The organism is Paenibacillus sp. FSL H7-0714 (genome assembly GCF_038003765.1).
Classification (GTDB): domain Bacteria; phylum Bacillota; class Bacilli; order Paenibacillales; family Paenibacillaceae; genus Paenibacillus_AQ.
Genome location: NZ_JBBOPT010000001.1, coordinates 230,504 through 253,361, shown reverse-complemented (window position 1 = coordinate 253,361; position 22,858 = coordinate 230,504). Strand labels below are relative to the sequence as shown.

Genomic DNA, 22,858 nt, shown 5'->3' with positions numbered 1-22,858 from the left:
CGTAATCCCAGTTTGCTCTACTATCATCCAAATGCAAGCTCTAATTGAAAGCTGTTGTTCCTTTCGGTACAATCAATTGCAACATCGTATTATTCCATCAGAAGGGGTGATTTCTTGCGTAAAGATACCAAAACCATCGGCGAGGTGGCTAAGCTGCTGGGCACAACCATTAAAACCATCCGTTATTATGACGACATTGATCTTTTGAAACCATCGAGTCACAGCGAAGGTGGACACCGGTTATATACTCCCGAAGATATTTCCCGCCTGCGGCTGATCACAACACTGCGTTATTTGGACTTTGGCATTGACGAGATCCGCCAAGTCATCGCTGGAGAGATTCAGCTCAATACAGCACTCAACTGGCAAATCGAAGCACTGGAGACGCAGGTTAATACGCTGACTAATATGATTTCGATTCTGCGCCAAGCCCAAGCGCATGATTCATCAGGCAATTCCATGGATTACATGAATGAGCTGGCTGACTCCTTGTCCATGAATACCGCTAAACGAAACGAGTTCATCTCCAGCAAAATAGAAGAAATACAACCGTTCAGTCAATTGCCATCCGAATGGCAGAATACTTTTTTATATTTGTTCAATAAATATATTATCAATGAAGTCAAAGTGACAGCTGGGCAAACCGTAGCTTGGAATGAGCTACAAGCGCTAATGAATGATGCGCAGTACATGGAGGAGCTTGTCCGATTCGAACTGCCCTTCCTCAATATGGTCAGACACCCTCGTGTTCCCGCTGCGTCCTGGATCAGAACGCTGGAGAGTATCCGAGTCCGGGTGGAAGCAGCCCTGCAACACAAATTATCAGCAGACAGCGCTGTTGTACAGGCTATTGTTGAAGATTTTGTGATGCTGTATGCAGATCCAGAGCAGTTCCGCGATAAAGCTGCCTTTTTCCGTCAATATGCTCAATGCATGCACACTGCTCCTACCGAACGGATAGAACGCTTTAATAAACTGTGCTTGCTTCTCAATCCCAAATGGGATGTTATTGTAGAAGGAAATACCTTGCTGATGCAAGGATTACAATGGAAACTCGGGCAGGAGAACTCTCACTCTGCGCCTTGTTGAAGTGTGAACTTCGGATGGTCTCCCAGGTTGATGTTCAAATATTGCAAGGGCTGCCCTTTTAAATAATGGTCAAAAAAATCAAGCGTGTACTCATTAATCAGCTCATGCGTTCCGCTCACATCCACACCCTCCATCCATTTAAACAACGGGGTGAGCAGATATAGATCGGAGAAGCTCATATGAGTGCTTTTTTTGAATGTCATCCAATAGTTTCCACCTGCGGTTACCGGCTCATAACGGGCAAACAGCTCATTATAGTAGGCTGTAATTTCTTCTCTGTTCGTCCCAAGCGCGTTGATTTCTGCATCAGTGGTTTGGTCTACTCCTTTTAATGTGTCATCGGCACTCATGAGCAGAAAAGGCTTCTTTAGGCCGTCTGTAGGAATCCGCTTTTCACCGTAAAGTACCCCATCCATATCGATGCCTGCTTGTATTCTCTGATCATCCAGCAGCATTTGCACCGTCGTGGCTCCCCCAAAGGAATGCCCGAACATGCCCATATGTTCAAGATCGATCCGGTCAGTAAACAGACCACTAGGGTCGTTCGCAGACAAGGCCTCCATTCGATCAAGCACAAACTTCGCATCTTCTACCCAAACTTCATTACGCCGATCCATAAAAGAATACTTCATTTGCTCATAGCCCATTTTTCCTTCTGAATCAAACTTCACCACAGGCTTATCTGGAAATACCGAAGCCACGCTGCTATAAGCATGTTCAATCCCTACGACAATATAGCCGTGACTTGCCAATTGCTCGACTTGAAACATGTTCTGATTCTTGTAGCCCATAAATCCATGCGAAAATAGAAGCACAGGATATTTAGATTCTGTATCCGCTAATCCGGCATTCGCAATAGCATGGGTGTTGACCAGCTTAAACCCTGAGAATAAAAACTCCGGCAGGTGCAAAAATTCATGCAATCCCTCTATATAGGGAGCAGGATCAGATAAATAGGGCGCCTTTTTTCCAGTAGCCTCCGAACTTGCCGGATACCAGATTTGCACCGCTAATTCGCGGGAATCACCGGATGCTTTCGTAAATCTTTCTTCTCTTGCAGAATCGGTCCAATGGTAGGTAATGGTTCCTATCTTGTAAGGACCTGTGGGCTCCGCAAAAGAAAATACAGGGAATAGGAGCGGCAGCGCAATGGACACAGCAGCATAAACCACTCCAACTCCTCCAATAATTAGTGTCTTCCAGCGCTGTCGCGACTTTCCTTCTATCCTTGCTGTGGGTCGTAAGAAAGGTCTTACCCCTCCTACAATCGCCCATAGTGTGACCAGATACATTGGGATCATCGGCCACCGCAATCCTTCCACGAAAGCGTGGACAAGCAGTAAAACAGCAGAAATTCCGCCGCCTATCAGCCACCCGCGTTGTGATTTAGGGCGTCCTAGCATTAACCCACCCAACATCCATACATTAAATAAGACAAGCATGATCTCAATCCATCTCATAATCTATAATCCTCCTTGGATTTCTCTTCTGGCCGCCGACCTGAACCAAGTATAAAACCTCCTGTTAGAGGAGAATCAAACACCTATTTCATTCACTGAATGGAGGATAGAGAAAAACTATGGGTTACGAGAAATGAGGATTGGGGCATAATTGAGGGGAAGATAACAGCTTGGAGGTCGCCTCTCAACTGATGGATCTTATTAAGATAGAACATTCATAAGATGCTACTTCAGCGTATTTCTCGAATCACCTGTGCAATGCCAGAAGAAATATCAGGCTCTTTTACACTAGATACATTGAGCTTTAGAATTCTCTCTTTTTTCGCAAAATAGGGAAGGTAACCGCTATCCGCCATCTCCACTCGAATGAACTTTTTTTGCAGCCTTTTGATCATCTGCTCTGCTCTAAAGTTATCCTCCAATTTCAGATACGTATGCACGCCTAGCTGACTGGCAGGAACATAGGAATAATGCTGTTCAGACGCTGCATTTGCCTCCCTCATAAGCGAATCATGGAGGAGCATGGATCTTTTTCCGTAGCAGGAACGCATCTTTTTTCGGTGGCGCTCGAACATTCTACTTTTTAAATACAACTCCAAGGCAGCTTGAGACAGCATAGAGCTATCTATATCCATCAGTCTTTTGAATCGGTTAAAGGACTCACAGAGCACCTCAGGAAGTACAGCCACACCAACGCGCAGACCTGGGAATATAATCTTGGAGAAGCTTTTTAAATAGATAACGTGTGATGCATTGTCATAGGCATAAATCGGATCTTGCTTCGTGTCCTGCTCCAGATCTGCCATGTAGTCATCCTCAACGATATACACATCGTATTTAGCTGCAAGCTGGGCAATCGCCTTCTTCTGGTTGCGGGTATAGGAAACGCCAAGCGGATTATGAAACCGTGGTACGGTATAGAAGAACTTGAACTCGCCCGTCTTAAATAACCGCTCTAATTCATTCAAATCCACCCCGTCATCCGAACGCTGTATCCCCTCTGTCTCGATGTCGTACGTCTTCAAATACTCCATAAACAGTGGGTAACTCGGCTGTTCAATCAACACACGCTCCCTGCCATTTGGAAAAGGAATACGGGTTAAGAGTCCAAGTGCTTGCTGCACACCAGAGGTGATAAAAATCTGTTTGGAATCAGCAAATACCTGATAAGAGGCCAGTTGCCGCTGCATTTCACGGATCAGAGACGGCAGCCCTTGCGGCGTTCCATAGATAAACAAATCCTTACGGTACATATCGATCGCCTTATTAATACAATGTTGAAAATCTAGATACGGAAAAATATCCGGGTCCGGTGCAGATGCTGTAAAATCAATCCAGTGCGCCCCCTCTTCTTTTCGCTCCCCACTGCGTTTCATGACATAATATCCACTCTTTGACGCGGCATAGATTAGATGTTTGTCCTGAAGGTCTTGGAGTGCTCGAATAACCGTGCTCTTATTGCAGTCATAACGTAGCGCTAGCTCTCGAATAGAAGGTAACTTGTCGCCCTCACGATATGTATCTTCAGCGATTTGTAATTCCAGATCGTTGATTAACTCCGAATACTTATATATGCCCTTCACCTACCTCCGAGTCTATTTTGTACCGGTACAGATGAACAATAATTACATTGTAGCACAGCTGTTCTAGCGTTAGAATAAAGAGCATAACAGGACCGGTCCTAAATGCGCGCAACACTTTGGAGGTCTTATAGATGAATACATCTTCTACTCAAAAAGCGATAGTAGCTGCTATCTTGAATGCTATTATTGTCGGGTTTTCTTTTATATTTGTAAAAATGGCTTTAACCGTCTCGGACCCATTCGATACGTTAGCTCACCGCTTCACGTTATCTTTCCTTGCCGCTTCATTATTTACTTTTCCAGGATGGGGGCGGGTGAAGTTTGGTATTTCCAAGGCAGCAGTGGTAATCCCACTTGCTCTACTATACCCATCGTTGTACTTTACACTTCAAGCCTTTGGACTTCTGCATACAACATCTGCTGTAGCGGGCATTATTCAGGCGACCATGCCCATCTTCACCATCATTTTAGCAGCGATGTTCTTGAAAGAAACTACGAGCGGTTTCCAGAAGATCTCCACCTTAATCTCGGTTGCAGGCATCATTCTTATCTTTGCCATTCCGGGCGTGAGTATTTCTTCCTCCAGTCTGTGGGGCGTCTTACTCATCCTAATCTCAGCGCTATCCCTTGCCGGCTATAATGTTGCGGCCCGAAAGCTGACACGAACTTGGAGTCCTAAAGAGCTCACTTATATGATTACTTTATTTGGATTTATATTTTTTAATGGATTGTCGGTCATTAAACATGGTTCGGCAGGAACCTTGAATCAATATTTCACACCTTTTCAGGAGCCAAAATTCATATTCTCCATGATTTATCTCGGTGTGCTATCTTCCCTCGTGACCTCCTTCCTCTCCAACTATGCTTTATCCCGAATGGAGGCTTCACGCGTGAGTATCTTTGGCAGTCTTTCGACAGTTGTCTCTATTCTTGGTGGTGTACTCCTGCTGAATGAACAGCTGGAATGGTATCATTGGACCGGTACGGTGATGATCATTGCCGGGGTGATCGGAGTGAATTGGCGGAAAAGAGCAAGGATTCAAGCAAAAAGCGAGATTGGGTTGGACTAGATACATTTACGTAACAAAAAGACACCCCTCGAGGTGTCTTTTTGCTTTTACCTTTTCATTCTCTCTATTCTGTATCAAGCTGCGGTTATCACTGTTACTTCGACGTTTCTAACGCCTTGATCTTCTCTTTATAATGATCCAATAGTTTAGTTAAGGCTTCCTTAATCACAGTGGAATCTTTGGTTTTAGCCGCGCTATTCAGATCCTCTTGGGCTTTGAAGAAGGCTTTATCCGCCTCACTAAGTTCTTGAATTGAAATCGTAGCTTCAGTCGATTCTACTGCCGCAATTGCAGCTACACCTTTAATTGAAGTAGAGGCAAAACTCTCCATCTTCTTATCATTAGGTAATACCTCAACATTGCGACCCGCTTCAATGTAACTCACGGGCAAAGCTTCAGCTGATCCAATCTCTTTCGATAATAGAACTCCCTCCGCCTGCTCAGAAACTGCGGTAATGCTAAATCCAGCAGCCTTATAATATTGATCCAAGGTCTTCTTCCAGTCTTCCAGGGTATTAGGTGCGTATGTTTTAGCCAGTTCCAGGGGATCTACCCAATCAAAGCTTATTAAGCTTGCAGAAAGTGATCCACTATTTGCTGGAGTAACCACGGCTGCTACTGTTGTCTTCGCACTTTGATCGTTAGCTCCACTTGCTGCGTTCACTGCAGTCGGTGCGGCAACTGCGGACACTAGTAGGGCGGACAACGCTAACTTTTTAAATATCATCTGTTGATTCATAAATACAACACTCCTCGTCGATTTGAATGATCTTACAAGTCCAAGCTTACAAAATGGGTGTGGCATAACATTGGTTAATTTGTGGAAAAACGATGGCAGACCCCTATACCCACCTATGGATTGATATAATTGCAGAAGAATACTCTGGAGGTAACGAAATGAATACCAACTATCTCATTGCCGTAGTAGACGATGATCAGCATATACGTAATCTTGTAGAAGCCTATTTACAAAAAGAAAATTACCGCACGATCGGCCTTGGCAGCGCTGAGGAAGCATGGACCTTATGGCAGACAAGCCCACCGGATATGTGGGTGCTCGACGTAATGTTGCCTGGCATGGACGGGTACGAGTTTTGTCGGCGGATTCGCAATGAAGCCGAGGTACCGATTATTATGATCTCCGCAAGAGATAATGAAGTGGATAAAATATTAGGCTTAGAGCTTGGCAGTGATGATTATCTGGTCAAGCCATTTAGCCCCCGGGAGCTAGTTGCTCGCATTAAACGCCAGTTACAACGCTGGTATAAAATGAGTAATCCCGTGGAACCCGCAATTAGTAGCCCACACCTATCGACGCAAATTGAGGTTAGCCACCTACAGTTATTATTGGAGGAAAGACGTGTGTTCTGGCACGGTAATGAGATTGAACTCACCAGCAAAGAATTCACCCTTCTAAAAGTTTTTGCAGCTTCTCCAAACCGCGCATTTACAAGAGATGAGCTGTTAACCTATGTTTGGGGAGATGACTATTTTGGGAGCGACCGCGCCGTGGACCATTTAATTAAACGAATGCGAAAAAAACTAGACCTGCTGCCGATTGAAGCCGTTTGGGGACATGGTTATCGTATGCGTATTGAGGAGGGAATGGAGATCAATGAAGCTAGCACATCAGATTAATATAGCTTTTAGCATCGTATTGGTACTGCTCCTGTCTATTACCGCTGTCGTGATCCACTTTGTACTGCTCAATCATTTTGTAGGAACACAAAAGGCGGAATTACGGACCATCGGCTCTGCCATGTCTGCTACTATGGTTCAGGGAGCCGCATACAAGGGAAACATCGAAACTGAGGTCCATGCGCTGCCTGCGATCATCCCCTCCACTGTAGGTACTGCAAGCGTCGAGGCCATTCTTAGCGATGAGGAAGGCAGAGTATTGTCCACCTCATCAAACATGAGTTCAATCGCAGTAAACTCCAATACGCAATTTGTAGCAGGCCAAACCTCTGACCTCCAGAACATTTGGAATGGAACAGATGCAAGATATATAACGGAAGTGAAGTCCACCCCGATAGGCACGCTAACTCTGCTTACACCTATGAGCGCAGTTACAACAATTGAACAAGCTCTGCTCAAAAGACTTCTAATCGTTTTCGGTGCAGCAGGGGCATTCATGCTCCTATTTGGCCTGTTTATCACGAAAAAGCTAATCCAACCTCTAATGAAGCTGCAGCAAGAGCTGAAAAAGGTAAAGGAACGCCACTTTTCAGCCGTTAAGCTAATCAAAGCTGGCGGAGAGATTGGCGCTGTCGCTAAGTCGGTATATGACATGGCTGGCGAATTGAATCGTTTTAACCACGTACAGAAGCAATTTTTCCAGAATGCCTCACACGAATTAAAGACCCCACTAATGTCTATCTCTGGGTATGCTGAAGGGATTAAGGATGGTATCTTCGAGGGGGAAGGGATCGATAAAGGTCTGGATATTATTATGAGTGAGAGTAGTCGTCTGAAGAAACTCGTTACTGAAATGACCCTGCTTGCGAAGCTGGATAGTGAGGAGGATATATTTAGAACTAGCGAGCTTTCTCTGGACGATTTAGTCGTAGAAACAATTGAACGCATGAACCCCCTTTTGATGAAAAAGGGACTGACCCTACATGTATCCTACGATGACTGTGAGCCACTTACGATCCGGGCCGATAGAGATAAGCTATTGCAGGCGCTGCTTAATGTAGTTTCCAATGCAACTCGTTATGCCAACCAGCATATCTACATTCATGCTTCGGTTAAAGATGATCAGGTTCTGCTCTCCGTTAGTGATGATGGCCCTGGCATATCAGAAGACCTGCTTCCATACCTGTTCCACCGATTTGTAAAAGGAAAAGATGGCGAATCAGGGCTAGGACTAGCCATATCCCGCGCGATCGTTGAGCGCTCCGGAGGTCTGATTTCGGCAGGGAACCGTAAGGATGGCGGTGCAGTGATCACCATGGGATTCCCTACACTCTCCCCTACCTAGACAGTTTTATGTCGAGCGAACACCAAAAATCGATCCTCCTAAGCACCTCTAACTGAGTTCTTTCATTGTTAAAGAAGGCGACAAGGTAGCTATGTTGACCATCAAGAGATTTCCTTTAGAGGAGATCTCTTTTTCGTCTTCAAATCTCTTTATCGTTCGTTTAATGGCCTTCGGATTTAGGGTAATAATAAAGCAACATGCTATTTAATGCATAATTTAAAACATCCTGTGTGACCCGGAGGTATTAAAATGAACAAGTTCGACGCTATTATTATTGGTTTCGGTAAAGGCGGAAAGACCCTTGCCACAGAACTAGCTAATCGAAAATGGAAAGTAGCCGTGATTGAACGCTCTAAGAAAATGTACGGTGGAACTTGCATTAACATCGCCTGTATCCCTACGAAATCCTTAGCTTATCAAGCCCATCAAGGGGAAGATTATATAGAAGCGGTCCATAATAAGGATCAGCTTATTTCAAGTCTACGCCAAAAAAATTACGATAATCTAAATCAGAACGAGAATATAGAAGTTATCAATGGTGAAGCTTCCTTCTTATCGGATCACGAAGTCCAAGTAAAGGATGCCGGTGAGACGAAAATCTTAACCGCCGATAAAATCTTCATTAATACGGGCGCTGAAACCATCATTCCTACTATTGATGGGATACAAAATAGTAAGTTCGTATATACCAGCACATCCATTATGGATCTTAAGGAGCTCCCAACTAAACTAGCCATCATTGGTGGTGGTTATATTGGATTGGAATTCGCGTCGATCTACAGTCAATTCGGCTCACAGGTTACGGTGCTGGAGAGTTCCTCGAAATTCATTCCTAAAGAAGACCGCGATGTCGCGGACGCCGTCCTCCAAACCTTTACCAAGAAGAACATTGAGGTCAAACTGAATGCAAAGGTTATAGGACTGAAGGATGTTAAAGATGGAACAGTTATCTCCTTTTCGATAGATGGTGCTATTCAAGAATTGAAAGTCGATGCTGTTCTGGTTGCGACAGGTAGAAAACCAAACATTGAGGGATTAAATTTAGAAGCAGCCGGTGTAGAAGTTACAGATCGGGGTGCTATTAAGGTGAGCCCTTCCCTAAAAACCACCGTTCCCCATATATGGGCCCTCGGAGATGTCAAAGGCGGATTACAGTTTACCTACATCTCATTAGATGATTATAGAATTGTAAGAAATGATCTCTTCGGCGATCATTCCCATACCACAAATGACCGTGACGTTGTTCCATACAGTGTATTTATTGATCCCCCACTATCCAGAGTAGGAATAAGTGAAGAAGCAGCCGTCGAACAAGGACTTGAAATTAAAGTCGCTAAGTTGCCTGCAGCAGCTATTCCACGTGCTCGCTTAATTAACGAAACCGAGGGCTTCCTAAAAGCAATAGTGGATGCAAAAACCAATAAAATCCTAGGAGCTACATTGTTCTGTGCGGAATCTAGCGAAGTGATTAATATCGTGAGCATGGCAATACAAACAGGGCAAGATTTTACCTTTTTGAGAGATCATATCTTTACTCACCCTACAATGAGTGAAGCTTATAATGATTTGTTCTCACAGATCAAAGAATAATTCTACATGCATGGCAAACAAAAAGACACCCACACGGGGTGTCTTTTACTTTTACTATATAACACGATGCTGAACCCACTTCTTACCCATGAAGCGCCGTAGAAATATGAATCCTCTAATTCCCCACTCACAGTTCATAGCTAACCAAACCCCAAGAAGACCGAAATCCAGAACAATACCTAAGATATACCCAAGTACTACGCGGAACAACCACATACTCAGCATAGACACCATAGATGTGAACTTGGAATCTCCTGCTGCTCTAAGCGCTGACGGTGTTATGAAGCTAATAGACCACAGCGGTATTTGTACGATTGTATTGATAAGTACAATTATGAAGATATCCCTCACAATCTCCGCAGGTGGATGGAACATCGACACTAGCGGATGGAAGAAAGGCATAACTAACAATCCCATCACCACAAAAGAAAGGGAAGATGCTACGAGAAACGATTTTATAAATTTCCGGGCATCCTTAACATTATTGCTTCCCATACATTGTCCAACTACTGTAATAATCGTCAAAGACAGCGCATTGCCCGGAATTTGCATAATCCCCGCAAAGGAAGAGGCGATAGCATTTGTAGCAAGCGCGTAAGTACCGAGACTGACGATAAAGACTTGCGTCAGAATCTTACCACCATTAAAGAACATCTGCTCCGCCGCAAACGGCATACCGATGAACATTATTTTTTTGAGCATGGAGAATTGAACTACCAATAAGTCACGAATTCGAATATGCAGTTCATTGTCCATCCGGAACAGATAATATAGAGCGCATATCGCGCCCAAATATCGAGCTATATTTATAGAAATGGTCATCCCTAGAACGCCCATATGCAAAAGGTTAATAAATACGAGATTCAAGAGGACGTAAACTAAATTCATAATAAGCGATAGCGCAAGCGAGGCTCTCGTCCTTCCGATTCCCCGAAGAGCACCACACACTGCCTCTACCACAGCTATTCCAAGATAGGAGATACAGCTCCCAATCAAATAGATTCGGGCGTTGTGCATTACCTCGGGTGAAGCTGCTCCAAATAGTAAGTTCAACAGCGGATTATGAAAAAGAATACCAAACATACCAATAATAAAAGCCATAAGGGAAACCGACGAAGTCGCGCCTGCGGTAGCCTTTGACACCATAAGACTATTGCCGCTTCCTTTGTACTGCGCTACGACAACCGTACCACCTGTTGATACCGCGATAAACACACTAATGAGAAAAAGATTAAGGGAATCAATCATGTTCACCGCACTGATAGCCGCCACACCGGACGAACTGATCATAGCCGTATTCACTAGATTTAGCCCCACTATAAAGGCTTGATCTACCAGAATAGGGATAAATAAAGCAATCATATGGCGATAATCTAACGAGTCTCCTGAAAAATATTTCTCAAGAAACCGCACACTTCGCTTCGTACTGACATTTACGTTAGGTTCCATCTTCGCTTCACTTCTTTTACATTAGAGTTATCCCAATTGGAAATATCCTTATAAATAGAAAAAGGCTCTTCAGGTTGAAGAGCAATTCAAAAGTACAGCAATTTATATGCACTTAGGTATGCGGTCGAGAGGACTCGAACCTCCACGGGGATTAACCCACACGGACCTGAACCGTGCGCGTCTGCCAATTCCGCCACGACCGCACAAAAATATAAAAAAGAAACATTCAGTGCAGAACTAAATTATCATATATTAGCGCAAAGGGCAATACCTAATGCAAAAAGAAAAAGTGTACCGAGTCCCTATTAGGGATCATCGATACACTTTTTAGAAGAACTATCGGATTATGAAGCTTGTTCAAGCATACGGTAGATAATGACTGCCGCTTGAGCGCGGTTAGCTATGCCCTTAGGTGCAAATTTACCACCCTCAACACCGTTAACAATTCCCAATTGGGTCAGTTGTGCTATAGCGTCCTGTGCGTAAGGAGCAATACTGGACTTGTCTGCAAACTTGTCCAGCGCTGCATTCTTATCAATCGGCTGTAGTTTATCTTTCAATGCATTAGCAATCATAATAGCCATTTCTTCACGAGTCACTTCACGACCCGGTTCAAATTTACCATTTCCAGAGCCTTTTACAAGTCCGGCCTTGACCGCAAGGGCGATAGAATCCGTGTACCAAACTCCTTGCTTAACATCGCTGAATGAACCGGTTGTTGCTGAACCCGTCAGATTCAGTGCGCGTACCAGCATTGTAATAAATTCTGCACGTGTCACTGTTTTGGTTGGTGCAAAAGTATTAGCATCCAATCCTTTTATAATACCCTTGGCAGCCAAAGCTTGAATAGCCTCTTGCGCCCAAGCTACCTTACCCAGATCTTTGAAGTTTGCTGCTGGAGCAGTAGTTGGCGCTGGTGTTGCTGTTGGTGCTGGTGATGCTGTTGGTTTCACGGTTGGAATAGGTGTTGGAGTTACAACATTTGGACCTCCATCGCCACTGCCCGATCCCGTATCAGCCTTCTCTTTGTTCGTAATACGACCTTCAATGGCTGCCTTGATCTCTTTGCGATCAAACGTCTTCACAATGTAATCGTAGAATACATCCAAATCAATCGGACCAGCCAATGAATTCTTACCTTCAGTCAGAACCTTGTAGTTATCCCCACCAGCAGCCATAAAGTTATTGACTACTGCCGTATATTTCTGCGTAGGATTAATTGGTGTTCCATTATTTAACGTAAGACTCGTAATACGATCTGCCACTGGCAGATTCATAATCGCTGTATATTTCAGTCCAGAAATTTGTAACGTCTTGATATCTGGTTTTCCGTCAGCTGTCACATTCCATTGCTGCTGAAGTAATGTTTTGATCTGTGCTCCAGTTAGCGTCAGCTTCACTAGTGTATTACCGAATGGCTGGATTTTAGCGAGATCGCCAAAGGTTACAGGGCCTTTCGGAAGATCTGCACGGATACCACCTGGATTCATAAAGGCAAAATCAGCAGCACCTGCTTTGTCATCGAAGTCAGCAGTACGCATAGCGTCAGCGATCAAATTACCAAGTGCGCTTTCTTTGGTGTAAGCATCGGTACGAGTGATAGTTCCGTCTGTTGTACCCACTGGTTGGGTAAGTTCAGGATGCTTCTCAAGGTAAGCATTTACCAGTGCCACACTTTCCGGATCTGGTGTTACACCATCGTGATTGGTGTACGTTACTACAGCAGACTTGTCCTTCACATCACCCGTTTTAGGATCAATGGTCAGCTTAATATCTTCAAATGCCATACCGTAAGAATACGCTTGTACAATCAGCTTACCGTTTACAGTTCCGTTTGCCAGACCATGGTTGTCACCAGCAACGATAACATCAACCGGAGAATCAGCAGGAAGTGCTCTGGCCAGATCAGCAGCTTCACCTGTAGTAACTCCATTTTTAGTAGTGGCAGGATCATGTGCAAGCACAACAATCGTCTCTACGCCCTCAGATTGGAGCTCCTTCGCATATTTTTCAACAGCCGCTACTTCCTCATCAGGTGTGAGGAAATATACACCTTCTGTGCCGGAAGGTGAAACTTTGCTTGGTGTAGCCTTCGTCACAAGTCCAATAAAGCCGATCTTTACACCACCTACTTCTTTGATTACATAAGGTGCAATAATAGGTTCGCGGGTTTCCGCTTTCACCGCATTTGCATTTACATAATCAAAATTCGTACCTTTATGGGTAACGTTCTCGTTCTTAGGGTCCACACCGCCTTTCAATTGTGTCATTAATGCATCGACACCTTGGTCAAATTCATGGTTCCCCAATGATCCAACATCAAATCTCATCATGTTCATCCACTCAATCGTTGGCTCATCGCGCTCAAGTGAAGATACTGGAGCTGACGCACCAACAGAATCCCCATTATGAAAGAGCAAGGAGTTGTCATATTTAGCCTGTGCTTCATTCAGATAAGTTGCAAGAATTGCAGCTGTTCCCACATTTTTGTCATTCACAACAGAAACTGTATCCAGTTGTCCGTGGAAATCATTGATTCCGAGTAGGTGAACTTCAACATCCTTAGCTGGGAGAGCAAGCTTATAAATACTAAACCCCTTAATATCTTTTTCGCCAGTGTCTTCAATGTTGGCTGGCATAGTAACTTTTGCCGCTTCTGGTGATGAAGTAAAGGTGATATTCACATCTTTTAAAATAGGTGCCAATGACCAGTTACCATCCGCAGAAGGATCAATGGTACCTACTTCTCTGATGTAGTCCATAAGGATCTGACGATTCTCATCCTGAGAATCGACTAGAATCTCTGAACCTTTCACACCCGGAAAGTTCCCTCCACCACTTGCGCGGTAGTTGTTAGTCACAACTATGAAATCTTGGTTCGGATCCAAAGTTTTACCTTTATAAGTAATTTGCTTCACACGACTCGATAAGGCATCATTAATCTCACCAGAAGGAGTGTATTTTGCAGCTTTGGTTACATCAATTGTGTACTTAATGCCATCAATAACATCGAAGTTATATACAGCAAATTTGTCATTAAGCAGGCTTTGTGGTGCTGCACTCTCCACTTTGATGGTATTAAACGCACCCGCACTCATCTCAACCCATTCCTTAACAACAGAGCCTTTAACTTTAATAGCTTTCAGCGTGTTGTCATACAGATACAAGTCACTTGCACTGCGAATCGTCAGTGGACCTTTCTCAATACTCGTGTACTCCGAAGGACCGTTACGTCCAGCCTTGAAAGGAGCACCTACGCTAAGAATCGGAAGATTTTTATACTGTGGAAGGTTAGTGTTAATATACTTCTCCACATACCACTTTTGGGCATTGGTAACGATTTGCACTGTAGGATCGTCCTGAACCATTGCAAAATAACTATTCATCGAAGCAGTAGTAACGCCTAGCTCTTGACCTGTGTAGTCAATAGTTGCCTGGTGGTCTGCTGCAACAGCAGCATCTATAGCAGGATCTGGTTTTGTATCGGCTATGGAACGGGTCGAGGCTTTAGAGTTTTCTTTGTCGACTTTCCATTTGCCGTTCTCCTTCACTAGGTTAAGATCAATCAGCCCCAGATAACCTCCACCATAACCTGCTTGCACAGCTGGAGTACTATTAATGTGGCCGTAGACATTATCAACAACAGATTGAGCGCTATTATACGGCAGTCCCGTTAGTGGGTCCTTGAAAGAAGCATCGAGGGATTTATTATCACTTGTCGGGAACACTTTGTGGGTGTGTGAGAAGGTAATCGCATCGATGCCGTCAACTTTACTTAAAAGATTAATAGCATTTTCTGCATCAGTACCTGCAACTGCAGTTGCATCGAAGCCGGTATGTGCCATTGCTACGATTACATCGACATTCTCACTCTTCAGGATAGGAACAAATTTCGCTGCAGTTTCTGCAATGTCCTTGACGATGACATGACCTTCCAGATTAACCTTGTCCCATTCCATAATCTGAGGGGTTACAAGGCCAAGCACGCCGACCCTAATTTTCTGAGGTTGGTTATCGCTATCCATAATAGTCTTGTCGATAATGACATAAGGTTCAAAAGCATTTACGTCATTGTCTGGGTTACCATCTTTATCATCAATATATATATTGGCATTTACATAGGGGAAGTCGGCACCACTCAATGGATTATTAGCACTGCCCTTAATAGTACGTTTCAAGAAATCCAGCCCATAGTTGAATTCATGATTACCAAAAGTCGCAACATCATATTCCATAATATTCATAGCCGCAATCATAGGGTGTAGCTTGGTCTTTGATTCCATAAGGTTACTTTCGTTCGCAATGTAAGTCCCCAATGGTGTACCTTGAATCAGATCCCCGTTGTCGAGCAGAAGATTATTAAGAGGATATTCGCTTCTAGCATAAGTAACCAACGTAGCTGTCCGATCGAGTCCTACAGTTGTAGAGGCTGCATTCTTAAAATAGTCCCAGCCGTAGACATTGGTGTGTACGTCCGTGGTGCTCATCAACCGGAGTTTGGCTGTGGCATCGGATGCGGCTTCGGCTTTATCCGGACTCCAAACCGTACCCAAAACGACTCCACCTAGTACCTGTGCTGAAAGCACTGCAGTTGCTAGTACAGAAGCGAGAGGCTTGTTCCATCGTGTCTTCCATCCCATAAAGATTTATTCCCCCTAGTAGTTTTTACATAATTTCGGTGATATTATATCACACAAACATGACGAAAACGTATATGATTGTAAAATTAATATAATTTCGTGTTAAATATATTAACATGTGAAGAAAGACCTAGGTCACATTTTTATTTTATTAGATCAAGAGTCTCTAGACATACAAAAAAACACACCTTATAGAGATGTGTCCTAGGAAAGCGCATACATAAAATCAAAACACGTCGAATCTTTATCTGATAATAACTCTCTCAAGACCCACTCATGATGGCAGTAAACCCAAAACAAATTGCCGTGATTAAAGACAAAGGTGTCATCACAAGTCTTTCTTTTTTACTCTTCGATAATATGTTCATTACGGTATTGAGAATTAGATAGACTGTAAAAAAGTAACATACGCCTCTATCAAAAGGTAATCCAATAGAAATCACGTTGCCTGCCTGCAACAAGTACAAGATTGCAATCAGTTGTATAACAACTGAGATCGCACACGCAATCCTCATCTGTAAGGGCATGATTCTATGTTTGCCACCCATTGCAAATTCACCATAAGGTAATCCTAAAGACAGTAATATGTAAAGAATCGCCGCTCCCGCAAAAGTAATACTCCCAATCCATGCAGATAACATCCTACCACCCCCTTCACTAATTGTTATTCGAATCTTATAAGCGGAAGAACACCTTTATAAATGCAATGGGCTTTCACGAGAGATACTTGGAAATCGATATTTATGTATAACGTCGTTTTCTCATCCATTTTTTGGACTTTCTTTTCATATTAATGATGAACCAGCACAAGCAACACCAGAATATCTGAGTAATATAGAATTAAATAGACCAATGAGGTGATCCACAAATGTCAAACAGAGCAAAAATTCGCAAGCGAGCTGAACAGCTCAAGGGTAGACCTGTATGCGTTACGCTTCATGATGGACGTACGTATGTAGGATGGATAACTGGCCTCGATAAGGATGGATTGACCCTCTCCAAACCACGTAAAAATAAAAATAAAAACAAAAAATCAAAAAAACACTCTTCTTCCCGCTCCCGGAAAGCGAACGTATCAGGACTCATGCCATTATTCGGCTCACTTTTCGGAATGGGAGGAGGGGCTGCTGGCGCTACCGAGGCTGCAAGTTCAGGCGCTTCAGGATTCGGTAGAATTATGGGCTTCGTAGGGATGATCCAAAGAACAATGCCGGTTGTGAAAATGGGCTACAATATGATTAAATCTATTTCCCCATTCTTGAATGGACTAAAGGGTTTAATGGGATAGTCAAAAGACACCCCTCAAGGTGTCTTTTATTTTCTCTCATGAACTTATCAGTTTCTTCAAAAGTCTCCCCGCAGATTTTACTCGTGGGCGCTTTAAATGCTCCTGTACATAGCGATAGTCCGTCAATTCAACACTAGCATCACGAATCGCATAGGTAAAATCATCATCAAAGGGTAGACGGTATTCCCAGACTCGCTTCTCCCAATGTGGTATATTTGCAAGCATCCACGGATCGTCGATTCCGGGATGAATATAGGTTTCACTAACACCATCAGGTAGCGAATACATCTTGGCGATAATGGATTGTTTGAAACGATCGTACGTCTCACCCTCTTCCACACCAAAAGGATGCGACAACAAGTAATCAGGAATCGGGACTCCAAGTGTATCGGCCAGCCCGGATCCAAGTGCAACTGGACGTTCAATATTTTTCAGCGATCCCAGAAGAGGATCTTCTGGATGGATGTATCGGAAAAATCGTGACGGCAATCCCCAGCGCGAAATTCTCCACAACGTCTGCGGAAGCAAGCTGCGTCCCGTTTCCATACCATATAAACTTCCCATATGGTTGTCTACATGACTAATCACTATTCCGAATTGTTTCACTCTCTCATACTGCGCAACAATCTCCTTCAGCACAGCTTTTGTCTGTGCCCCCTGCTCAAACTCTTTTACCGTCTTATATTGATGCCCGCCATCATCATGTAGTGAAGAGTCCCCCGTCAGGCTGCTCCAGCGTAAAGCCTCAAACTCACTAGTCATCGTCAAATGAAGGCCCACATTTCGTTGCTGCCTACGGCTACACCATCTAGCCGCCTCCTCGAATCCAGGGGCCACCGCCATTATCGTCGCTGAAGATACTTTTCCCTCTTCTAATAGATGCATTATCGCCTGATTCATGGCAGGGCTTTGCCCAAAATCATCACAATTGATGATTAATTTTCTGATCATAGTCAGCATCACCTCTCAATTGCCCCGTAAATGTAAATTTAATAGTAAAAGATATGACAACAGATATGGCTAGCAGACATAACGGCACCACGCTTATTAAATACCGGAACGTTGCTTCTGGATCAGACCCTGGATCATCGCCACCCTTGTAACCAAAGATCATCCCTACAATGAAAAAAGCCAGCGCCGAGATTAATCCGCTTGAACGAGTGATGAATCCGCTTACCGCAGTATAGATACCTTCTCTTCTCAGACCGGTCTTCTCTGCATCCTCATCGATAATTTTGCCACCTACGATTGCCGGGGTTACTAGAAATCCTGCTAGTCCAAAACCAACAACAATGCCAGCGGCCACACCACTTACAAGATCATAACCGAACCATAGCGGAATGACAGATAAAGCATATAGGATAAGCGATAGCCGCCATGCCTTGACCCCATCCATCTTACGAATAATCCAATACCACACGAACACTAATGGAATGACCGAGACAAAGACAGCCGCGAGCATAATAGATACCTGTGCTTCTGAAATATGTAGAACATATTTTGCATAAAAGGGAATCATCGAGCTTACAAGTCCATTAACCGTTTGGGCAAAAGAGTTCGAAATATTAAACACCCAGAACTTCTTATTCCGAATCGTTTCCCGAAAAGCCGGGATGAGCTTCAACGGTTCAGTCTTAGTGGTCTCTTTCTTCTCTTGGACATTCATCATACATAAAAACATAAACACGCCGAAGACACAGGCATACACAATAGCCATATTAGAGAAGTTAATTGCTGCGAAAAGTTTTGGCGTTAGAGCCGTACCGATTAACAGAGCAACCACTTGATACCCTTGCTGAATCACCGAGGCTTTTGCCCGAATACGATCTCCACGGAAGAGCTCCGGAAGCAGTGCGCCATAGTTCACCCACAAGACCGTAGCGACAGCCTCATAGAAAATAAGTGTCACTAGAAACCAAGTGAAGAGTCCATTTTCAGATAATCCGCCGGGTGGAGAGAACACCAGCACAAACGCCAGCATAAATAGCGGAATCGAGCCGAACACCCAGGGTCTACGCCGACCATAGCGGGTATTTGTGCGGTCTGACCAGTATCCAAACAACGGATTATTCACCGCATCCCAGATCAGAAAGATTGTTCTGGCCAGTGTAGCAAGTCCTATGCCCAAGCCCAATTTCTCCACATAAAAATAACTATAAAAAGAACTAAAAGCCTGACTGGGAACCATCATCGCAAACATCCCTAAAGCAAAGGTGTACGGCGAGTTCATCCATTTATGCTTCACTCACATACCTCCCATATGGTAATCGTCTAATTGTAATATATTACCACAATCTCTGGGAGTGTAGGGATAAAAAGTCTAAGAAATAGCGAAAGGGGATGTCCTAATAGCCATGAACATTGGCTATGGAACATCCCCTTCTGAATACTTAATGGAGCCAGAACAGCAGCTATGCTACGCCGGATATCCTAGTTATAAAAATACGATCATGGACAGGATGAACATAAAGACTACACCCACAAGCATTGGCACAGATGTGCGTTTTACAATCTCAATCGGATTCTTCTTAACGGAGCCAGCTACAATAAGAACAACGGCCGCGACTGGAGAAACTGCTCTAAACAGGTTACCTGCAAGACCCATTGGCACTGTAACTGCAATTGGGTTAATACCCGCAGCGTTAGCAAGAGGAACCAATAAAGGAATCATCGAATAGAAGAGCGCCGTACCGCTACCGCTCAAAATAACGATTAGAGCAGTCAAGGCAACGAGAATGAGTGGAAGAATAAATCCAAGGCTGGAACCGTGAATACCAGTCATCGCTGTTTCCAAGGATTCAATAAGTCCAATTGATTTCAATCCAGTAACGAATACAGAAGCCGCAACCAGCAGAACAACAATTGGAACCGCGCTGCCCATGCCTTTAAAGAAATGCTCTGTACCATCTAACACTTGCTTTGCATTCCTTTTACGGATTAATTCACAAACAATCGCAATAGCGAAAGATAATAAGGCAACTACCTCAACGCTTATATTAATAGTCATACTAGATGCAGATTGAAGTATAAATACTACGATCAAGAACAGGATAGGAAGCACTGGCAACAAAGCGTAGACCGTTGTAAACAGCTTTCCACCTTCCACTAGCTTAACATCCTTTAGTTCAACTTCTGCGTGTTCTGTGTCGACGCCCATCTTTTTATCCATACGTTTTTGCCAGAAATAATGTACAACAGCCATTACTAATAATGTAGGGATGGAGACTAACGCGTGGTAACGGAATACATAATCTGTTACGGTCAAACCTGCATACTCAGCATATTGTGCTAATTCAGTTGCAATTGCCACGTTATCCCCACCCATTGGCGTTGGTACGATGGTCGCAGATGTAGCAATAATCGCAGCTGCGGATAACGTTGACATTCCAGCTTTTTTCAACACAGGGAATAATGTTGCAAGTAAGATTATAGCCAGGTTTGAGGCACTAGGTATTACAAGAGACAACAAATTTCCTAGCAAAAAGACTACTGGCACAAGAATATATACCGATTTAATTTTACCTAGTGGTTTCGTTAATACATTGACGGTCACATCATTCGCATTAATATAGGACATGTATGCTGTATATCCACCAAGAATAAGAATGATAAAACCAGCAGATGTGAGTGACGATTTAAACTGGTCCGCTATGGCTACCAATGGATCTAACCATACAGCACCCGAAGATTCAAACCCTTTAGCACTTATTCCATTACCCATTAGTATTCCAATGAACATTAGAACAATACCAATGAAGAATAGTGTAATCTTAATATCCATCTGCTTTATTAACATATATACAATAATAACAATCGCCAGAATCGCAGAGCCGTACATGATTATGTCCATCGCGCTGTCCCCCATTTAGTTGGTGTTAGTTCGTTAGTTGCACTTTCTCAAGCTATCTAATAGCCATTCTCGAAATAATTGCTGATCGATATCAAGACACACTTTGGCATTATTAGGTCTACCTAAATATCCTTTCAAATCAACGATTGTAGTTCCTGCTGTCATACTGCCGTTCAGTTCGATATCCACGTGAGTCTCAACCGTTTCAAACATTTCTGGTTTTAACAAATAGGCAATGGCACAGCTATCATACATTTTTAACCCGGTCTTCATGCTGCCGCCACGGTACCGCTGAAAGAGGCTGTGAATCATTTTCCCAACATCGTTCATGTTTTCTAATTGGGCAGAGTCTTCTGGTAATACAAGCGCTTTCCATCCAACGTCTAAACCAGCCATAACAATCGGAAGTCCACTATCAAACACAATTTTTGCAGCTTCCGGATCCACATGAATATTAAATTCAGACATTACCCCCATATTTCCTCTGGAGGCTGATCCCCCCATTAGAACGATATCTTGAATGTTATTTTTTACCTCGGGATAAATTTTCAACAATAATGCAATATTCGTAAGCGGTCCAATCGGAACAAGCGTAATCGGGGTTGTACTTTCTTTAATCACCTTATACATGGCATTAACTGCATTCTCTTCAAGCAAAAGATCATTTGTAGGTTCTTCAAAATCAAAACCTTCCATTCCGCTAACACCATGCACATTACTCGCATCTTGAGGTGTTCTAATCAGCGGGGCAGCCGCACCCATGGCAACGGGAACTTCCTTTTTAAAATATTTCAGCAGCTTTAATGCATTGTTTGTTACTTTGTCTACGCCCACATTCCCTGCTACAGTTGTGATTAGCTTGACATCAAGTTCTTCACTATACAAAGCAATAGCTATAGCTACTGCGTCATCAATCCCAGGATCTGTATCAATTATAATTGGTCTTTTTAACATATTATTTATCCTCCATCGGGTTATCAATTTTATATGATTTATCTACAAATTTAACCATTCCGTGGCCAAAATCCTGATTAGGACGTTGAATAAATCCGAATTTCTCGTAGAATTTCTCTGTATTCGGCGTAGCCATTAAACCTATATATGCGTTCTCGCACGCTTTTTCCTGAATGTAATTCATTAAGGAATGCATAATAGTATATCCAATTGATTGCTTCTGGTATTCAGGATCAACTACTACATCCTTAATGAAGAACACAATTCTATCGTCACCGACAATTCGACCAATACCAATTGGTTTATGATCATCGAATATAACAACTGAAAATAGCGTCTTCTCTAAGGCCTGTGCGACATCTTCTAATGAATATTCTTGAAAATCCACTTTTCGGCGAAGCTCAGCATACATCTGTGGTGTTAATGCGTTTGGTTCTTTTCTTAGCATTAAAGAATCGCCTCCTAGTATACCCTCAGCCCATGAATTGTTTCAGCTCTTTTAATAAAGGCATCCCTCCTTGAGCACCGACCCTGCACCCATGGTATCTACTGTTTGAACCTCTGGCGCTTTGATGAAAATATTTTCTCCATTTTTGTAATAAATAATTCCATCTTTTCCGTTTGTGACAATTAGCTTTTCTTTGTACTTTTCGCGAAAACCAAGGGACTTCATAAGCATTTCTGCTTCTTGCTCGTTTGGAGAAATAATGACGGATGAGACTCCTGTTGAGGTATGTGGAACCGGTTCCACATTCTTAAAAAAAATATGATTCCTCTTTAAGATGCGACAAGTATATGTGATTTTATGATTGTCCAAATCTAGGTAACCGGTTACATATATCATATGAAATCGCATTCATTCTGTCAAAGGTAAAAATTATCATAAAAAGTAAAAGACACCC

General features: G+C 43.2%; 18 protein-coding genes and 1 tRNA gene. 6 read left to right on the top strand and 13 right to left on the bottom strand.

Annotated features, from left to right (window positions below):
• Positions 1-114 precede the first annotated feature (114 nt).
• The gene (locus NST34_RS01190; protein WP_256716338.1) at positions 115-1,089 is read left to right on the top strand and encodes a MerR family transcriptional regulator; all 975 of its coding nucleotides are present in this window, start codon (positions 115-117) and stop codon (positions 1,087-1,089) included.
• On the opposite strand, the gene NST34_RS01185 is transcribed toward NST34_RS01190, so the two are convergent.
• Both NST34_RS01185 and NST34_RS01180 read right to left on the bottom strand, forming a co-directional pair.
• Positions 1,071-2,549: an alpha/beta hydrolase family protein gene (locus tag NST34_RS01185; RefSeq protein WP_341126969.1), complete on the bottom strand. Its 1,479-nt coding sequence runs from the start codon at positions 2,547-2,549 to the stop codon at positions 1,071-1,073. The genes NST34_RS01190 and NST34_RS01185 overlap by 19 nt on opposite strands.
• 230 nt (positions 2,550-2,779) lie before the next feature.
• The gene (locus tag NST34_RS01180; RefSeq protein ID WP_341129493.1) at positions 2,780-4,123 is read right to left on the bottom strand and encodes an aminotransferase-like domain-containing protein; all 1,344 of its coding nucleotides are present in this window, start codon (positions 4,121-4,123) and stop codon (positions 2,780-2,782) included.
• Positions 4,124-4,263: 140 nt separating this feature from the next.
• On the opposite strand from NST34_RS01180, the gene NST34_RS01175 reads away from it, so the two are divergent.
• Positions 4,264-5,202 (top strand): DMT family transporter, encoded by a 939-nt coding sequence (locus NST34_RS01175; protein WP_341126968.1) that lies wholly within the window; start codon positions 4,264-4,266, stop codon positions 5,200-5,202.
• A 94-nt stretch (positions 5,203-5,296) separates the two neighbouring features.
• On the opposite strand, the gene NST34_RS01170 is transcribed toward NST34_RS01175, so the two are convergent.
• Complete coding sequence (locus NST34_RS01170; RefSeq protein WP_341126967.1) at positions 5,297-5,941, bottom strand: hypothetical protein; 645 nt, start codon at positions 5,939-5,941, stop codon at positions 5,297-5,299.
• A gap of 158 nt (positions 5,942-6,099) precedes the next feature.
• On the opposite strand from NST34_RS01170, the gene NST34_RS01165 reads away from it, so the two are divergent.
• From NST34_RS01165 to NST34_RS01155, 3 genes are all read left to right on the top strand, one after another.
• Positions 6,100-6,840 carry a response regulator transcription factor gene (locus NST34_RS01165; protein ID WP_341126462.1) on the top strand — a complete coding sequence of 247 codons (741 nt, stop codon included), beginning with the start codon at positions 6,100-6,102 and terminating at the stop codon, positions 6,838-6,840.
• A complete protein-coding gene (locus NST34_RS01160; protein WP_341126966.1) occupies positions 6,818-8,185 on the top strand; it encodes a sensor histidine kinase in 1,368 nt (455 codons plus the stop codon). The genes NST34_RS01165 and NST34_RS01160 overlap by 23 nt, the downstream gene beginning before the upstream one ends.
• Before the next feature lie 249 nt (positions 8,186-8,434).
• Positions 8,435-9,775 (top strand): FAD-dependent oxidoreductase, encoded by a 1,341-nt coding sequence (locus tag NST34_RS01155; protein ID WP_341126965.1) that lies wholly within the window; start codon positions 8,435-8,437, stop codon positions 9,773-9,775.
• Between the two features lie 54 nt (positions 9,776-9,829).
• Here the strand turns inward: NST34_RS01155 and NST34_RS01150 are convergent, their stop codons facing one another.
• The 4 genes from NST34_RS01150 to NST34_RS01135 all read right to left on the bottom strand — a co-directional run bounded on the left by NST34_RS01150 (position 9,830) and on the right by NST34_RS01135 (position 16,505).
• Positions 9,830-11,224 carry an MATE family efflux transporter gene (locus tag NST34_RS01150; RefSeq protein ID WP_341126964.1) on the bottom strand — a complete coding sequence of 465 codons (1,395 nt, stop codon included), beginning with the start codon at positions 11,222-11,224 and terminating at the stop codon, positions 9,830-9,832.
• Between the two features lie 119 nt (positions 11,225-11,343).
• Positions 11,344-11,427 (bottom strand) — tRNA-Leu (locus NST34_RS01145).
• A gap of 141 nt (positions 11,428-11,568) precedes the next feature.
• Positions 11,569-15,864: a bifunctional 2',3'-cyclic-nucleotide 2'-phosphodiesterase/3'-nucleotidase gene (locus tag NST34_RS01140; protein WP_341126963.1), complete on the bottom strand. Its 4,296-nt coding sequence runs from the start codon at positions 15,862-15,864 to the stop codon at positions 11,569-11,571.
• Positions 15,865-16,127: 263 nt separating this feature from the next.
• On the bottom strand, positions 16,128-16,505 hold the full coding sequence (locus NST34_RS01135; RefSeq protein WP_339244305.1) for a hypothetical protein: 378 nt from the start codon (positions 16,503-16,505) through the stop codon (positions 16,128-16,130).
• Positions 16,506-16,732: 227 nt separating this feature from the next.
• Here NST34_RS01135 and NST34_RS01130 point away from each other — a divergent pair, with 227 nt between their 5' ends.
• A complete protein-coding gene (locus NST34_RS01130; RefSeq protein WP_076286675.1) occupies positions 16,733-17,152 on the top strand; it encodes a hypothetical protein in 420 nt (139 codons plus the stop codon).
• 36 nt (positions 17,153-17,188) lie between these two features.
• On the opposite strand, the gene NST34_RS01125 is transcribed toward NST34_RS01130, so the two are convergent.
• From NST34_RS01125 to NST34_RS01100, 6 genes are all read right to left on the bottom strand, one after another.
• Positions 17,189-18,103: a polysaccharide deacetylase family protein gene (locus NST34_RS01125; protein ID WP_341126962.1), complete on the bottom strand. Its 915-nt coding sequence runs from the start codon at positions 18,101-18,103 to the stop codon at positions 17,189-17,191.
• Positions 18,075-19,397, bottom strand: coding sequence for an MFS transporter (locus NST34_RS01120; protein WP_341126961.1), 1,323 nt, complete (start codon positions 19,395-19,397; stop codon positions 18,075-18,077). The genes NST34_RS01125 and NST34_RS01120 overlap by 29 nt, the downstream gene beginning before the upstream one ends.
• 189 nt (positions 19,398-19,586) lie before the next feature.
• Positions 19,587-21,002, bottom strand: coding sequence for a C4-dicarboxylate transporter DcuC (dcuC, locus tag NST34_RS01115; RefSeq protein WP_076286678.1), 1,416 nt, complete (start codon positions 21,000-21,002; stop codon positions 19,587-19,589).
• Positions 21,003-21,035: 33 nt separating this feature from the next.
• Positions 21,036-21,956 (bottom strand): ribonucleoside hydrolase RihC, encoded by a 921-nt coding sequence (gene rihC / locus NST34_RS01110; RefSeq protein WP_076299953.1) that lies wholly within the window; start codon positions 21,954-21,956, stop codon positions 21,036-21,038.
• A gap of 1 nt (position 21,957) precedes the next feature.
• Positions 21,958-22,404 carry a GNAT family N-acetyltransferase gene (locus NST34_RS01105; RefSeq protein WP_076286680.1) on the bottom strand — a complete coding sequence of 149 codons (447 nt, stop codon included), beginning with the start codon at positions 22,402-22,404 and terminating at the stop codon, positions 21,958-21,960.
• Between the two features lie 51 nt (positions 22,405-22,455).
• Positions 22,456-22,707, bottom strand: coding sequence for a PfkB family carbohydrate kinase (locus tag NST34_RS01100; RefSeq protein WP_341126960.1), 252 nt, complete (start codon positions 22,705-22,707; stop codon positions 22,456-22,458).
• Positions 22,708-22,858: the final 151 nt, after the last annotated feature.

What these genes read in the sequence shown, in the direction of transcription:
- dcuC (WP_076286678.1), bottom strand. Translation starts at nt 21,002, where the DNA reads ATGGACATAATCATGTACGGCTCTGCGATTCTGGCGATTGTTATTATT.
- NST34_RS01125 (WP_341126962.1), bottom strand. Translation starts at nt 18,103, where the DNA reads ATGATCAGAAAATTAATCATCAATTGTGATGATTTTGGGCAAAGCCCT.
- NST34_RS01155 (WP_341126965.1), top strand. Translation starts at nt 8,435, where the DNA reads ATGAACAAGTTCGACGCTATTATTATTGGTTTCGGTAAAGGCGGAAAG.
- NST34_RS01165 (WP_341126462.1), top strand. Translation starts at nt 6,100, where the DNA reads ATGAATACCAACTATCTCATTGCCGTAGTAGACGATGATCAGCATATA.
- NST34_RS01170 (WP_341126967.1), bottom strand. Translation starts at nt 5,941, where the DNA reads ATGAATCAACAGATGATATTTAAAAAGTTAGCGTTGTCCGCCCTACTA.
- NST34_RS01185 (WP_341126969.1), bottom strand. Translation starts at nt 2,549, where the DNA reads ATGAGATGGATTGAGATCATGCTTGTCTTATTTAATGTATGGATGTTG.
- NST34_RS01105 (WP_076286680.1), bottom strand. Translation starts at nt 22,404, where the DNA reads ATGCTAAGAAAAGAACCAAACGCATTAACACCACAGATGTATGCTGAG.
- NST34_RS01135 (WP_339244305.1), bottom strand. Translation starts at nt 16,505, where the DNA reads ATGTTATCTGCATGGATTGGGAGTATTACTTTTGCGGGAGCGGCGATT.
- rihC (WP_076299953.1), bottom strand. Translation starts at nt 21,956, where the DNA reads ATGTTAAAAAGACCAATTATAATTGATACAGATCCTGGGATTGATGAC.
- NST34_RS01140 (WP_341126963.1), bottom strand. Translation starts at nt 15,864, where the DNA reads ATGGGATGGAAGACACGATGGAACAAGCCTCTCGCTTCTGTACTAGCA.
- NST34_RS01150 (WP_341126964.1), bottom strand. Translation starts at nt 11,224, where the DNA reads ATGGAACCTAACGTAAATGTCAGTACGAAGCGAAGTGTGCGGTTTCTT.
- NST34_RS01175 (WP_341126968.1), top strand. Translation starts at nt 4,264, where the DNA reads ATGAATACATCTTCTACTCAAAAAGCGATAGTAGCTGCTATCTTGAAT.
- NST34_RS01160 (WP_341126966.1), top strand. Translation starts at nt 6,818, where the DNA reads ATGAAGCTAGCACATCAGATTAATATAGCTTTTAGCATCGTATTGGTA.
- NST34_RS01130 (WP_076286675.1), top strand. Translation starts at nt 16,733, where the DNA reads ATGTCAAACAGAGCAAAAATTCGCAAGCGAGCTGAACAGCTCAAGGGT.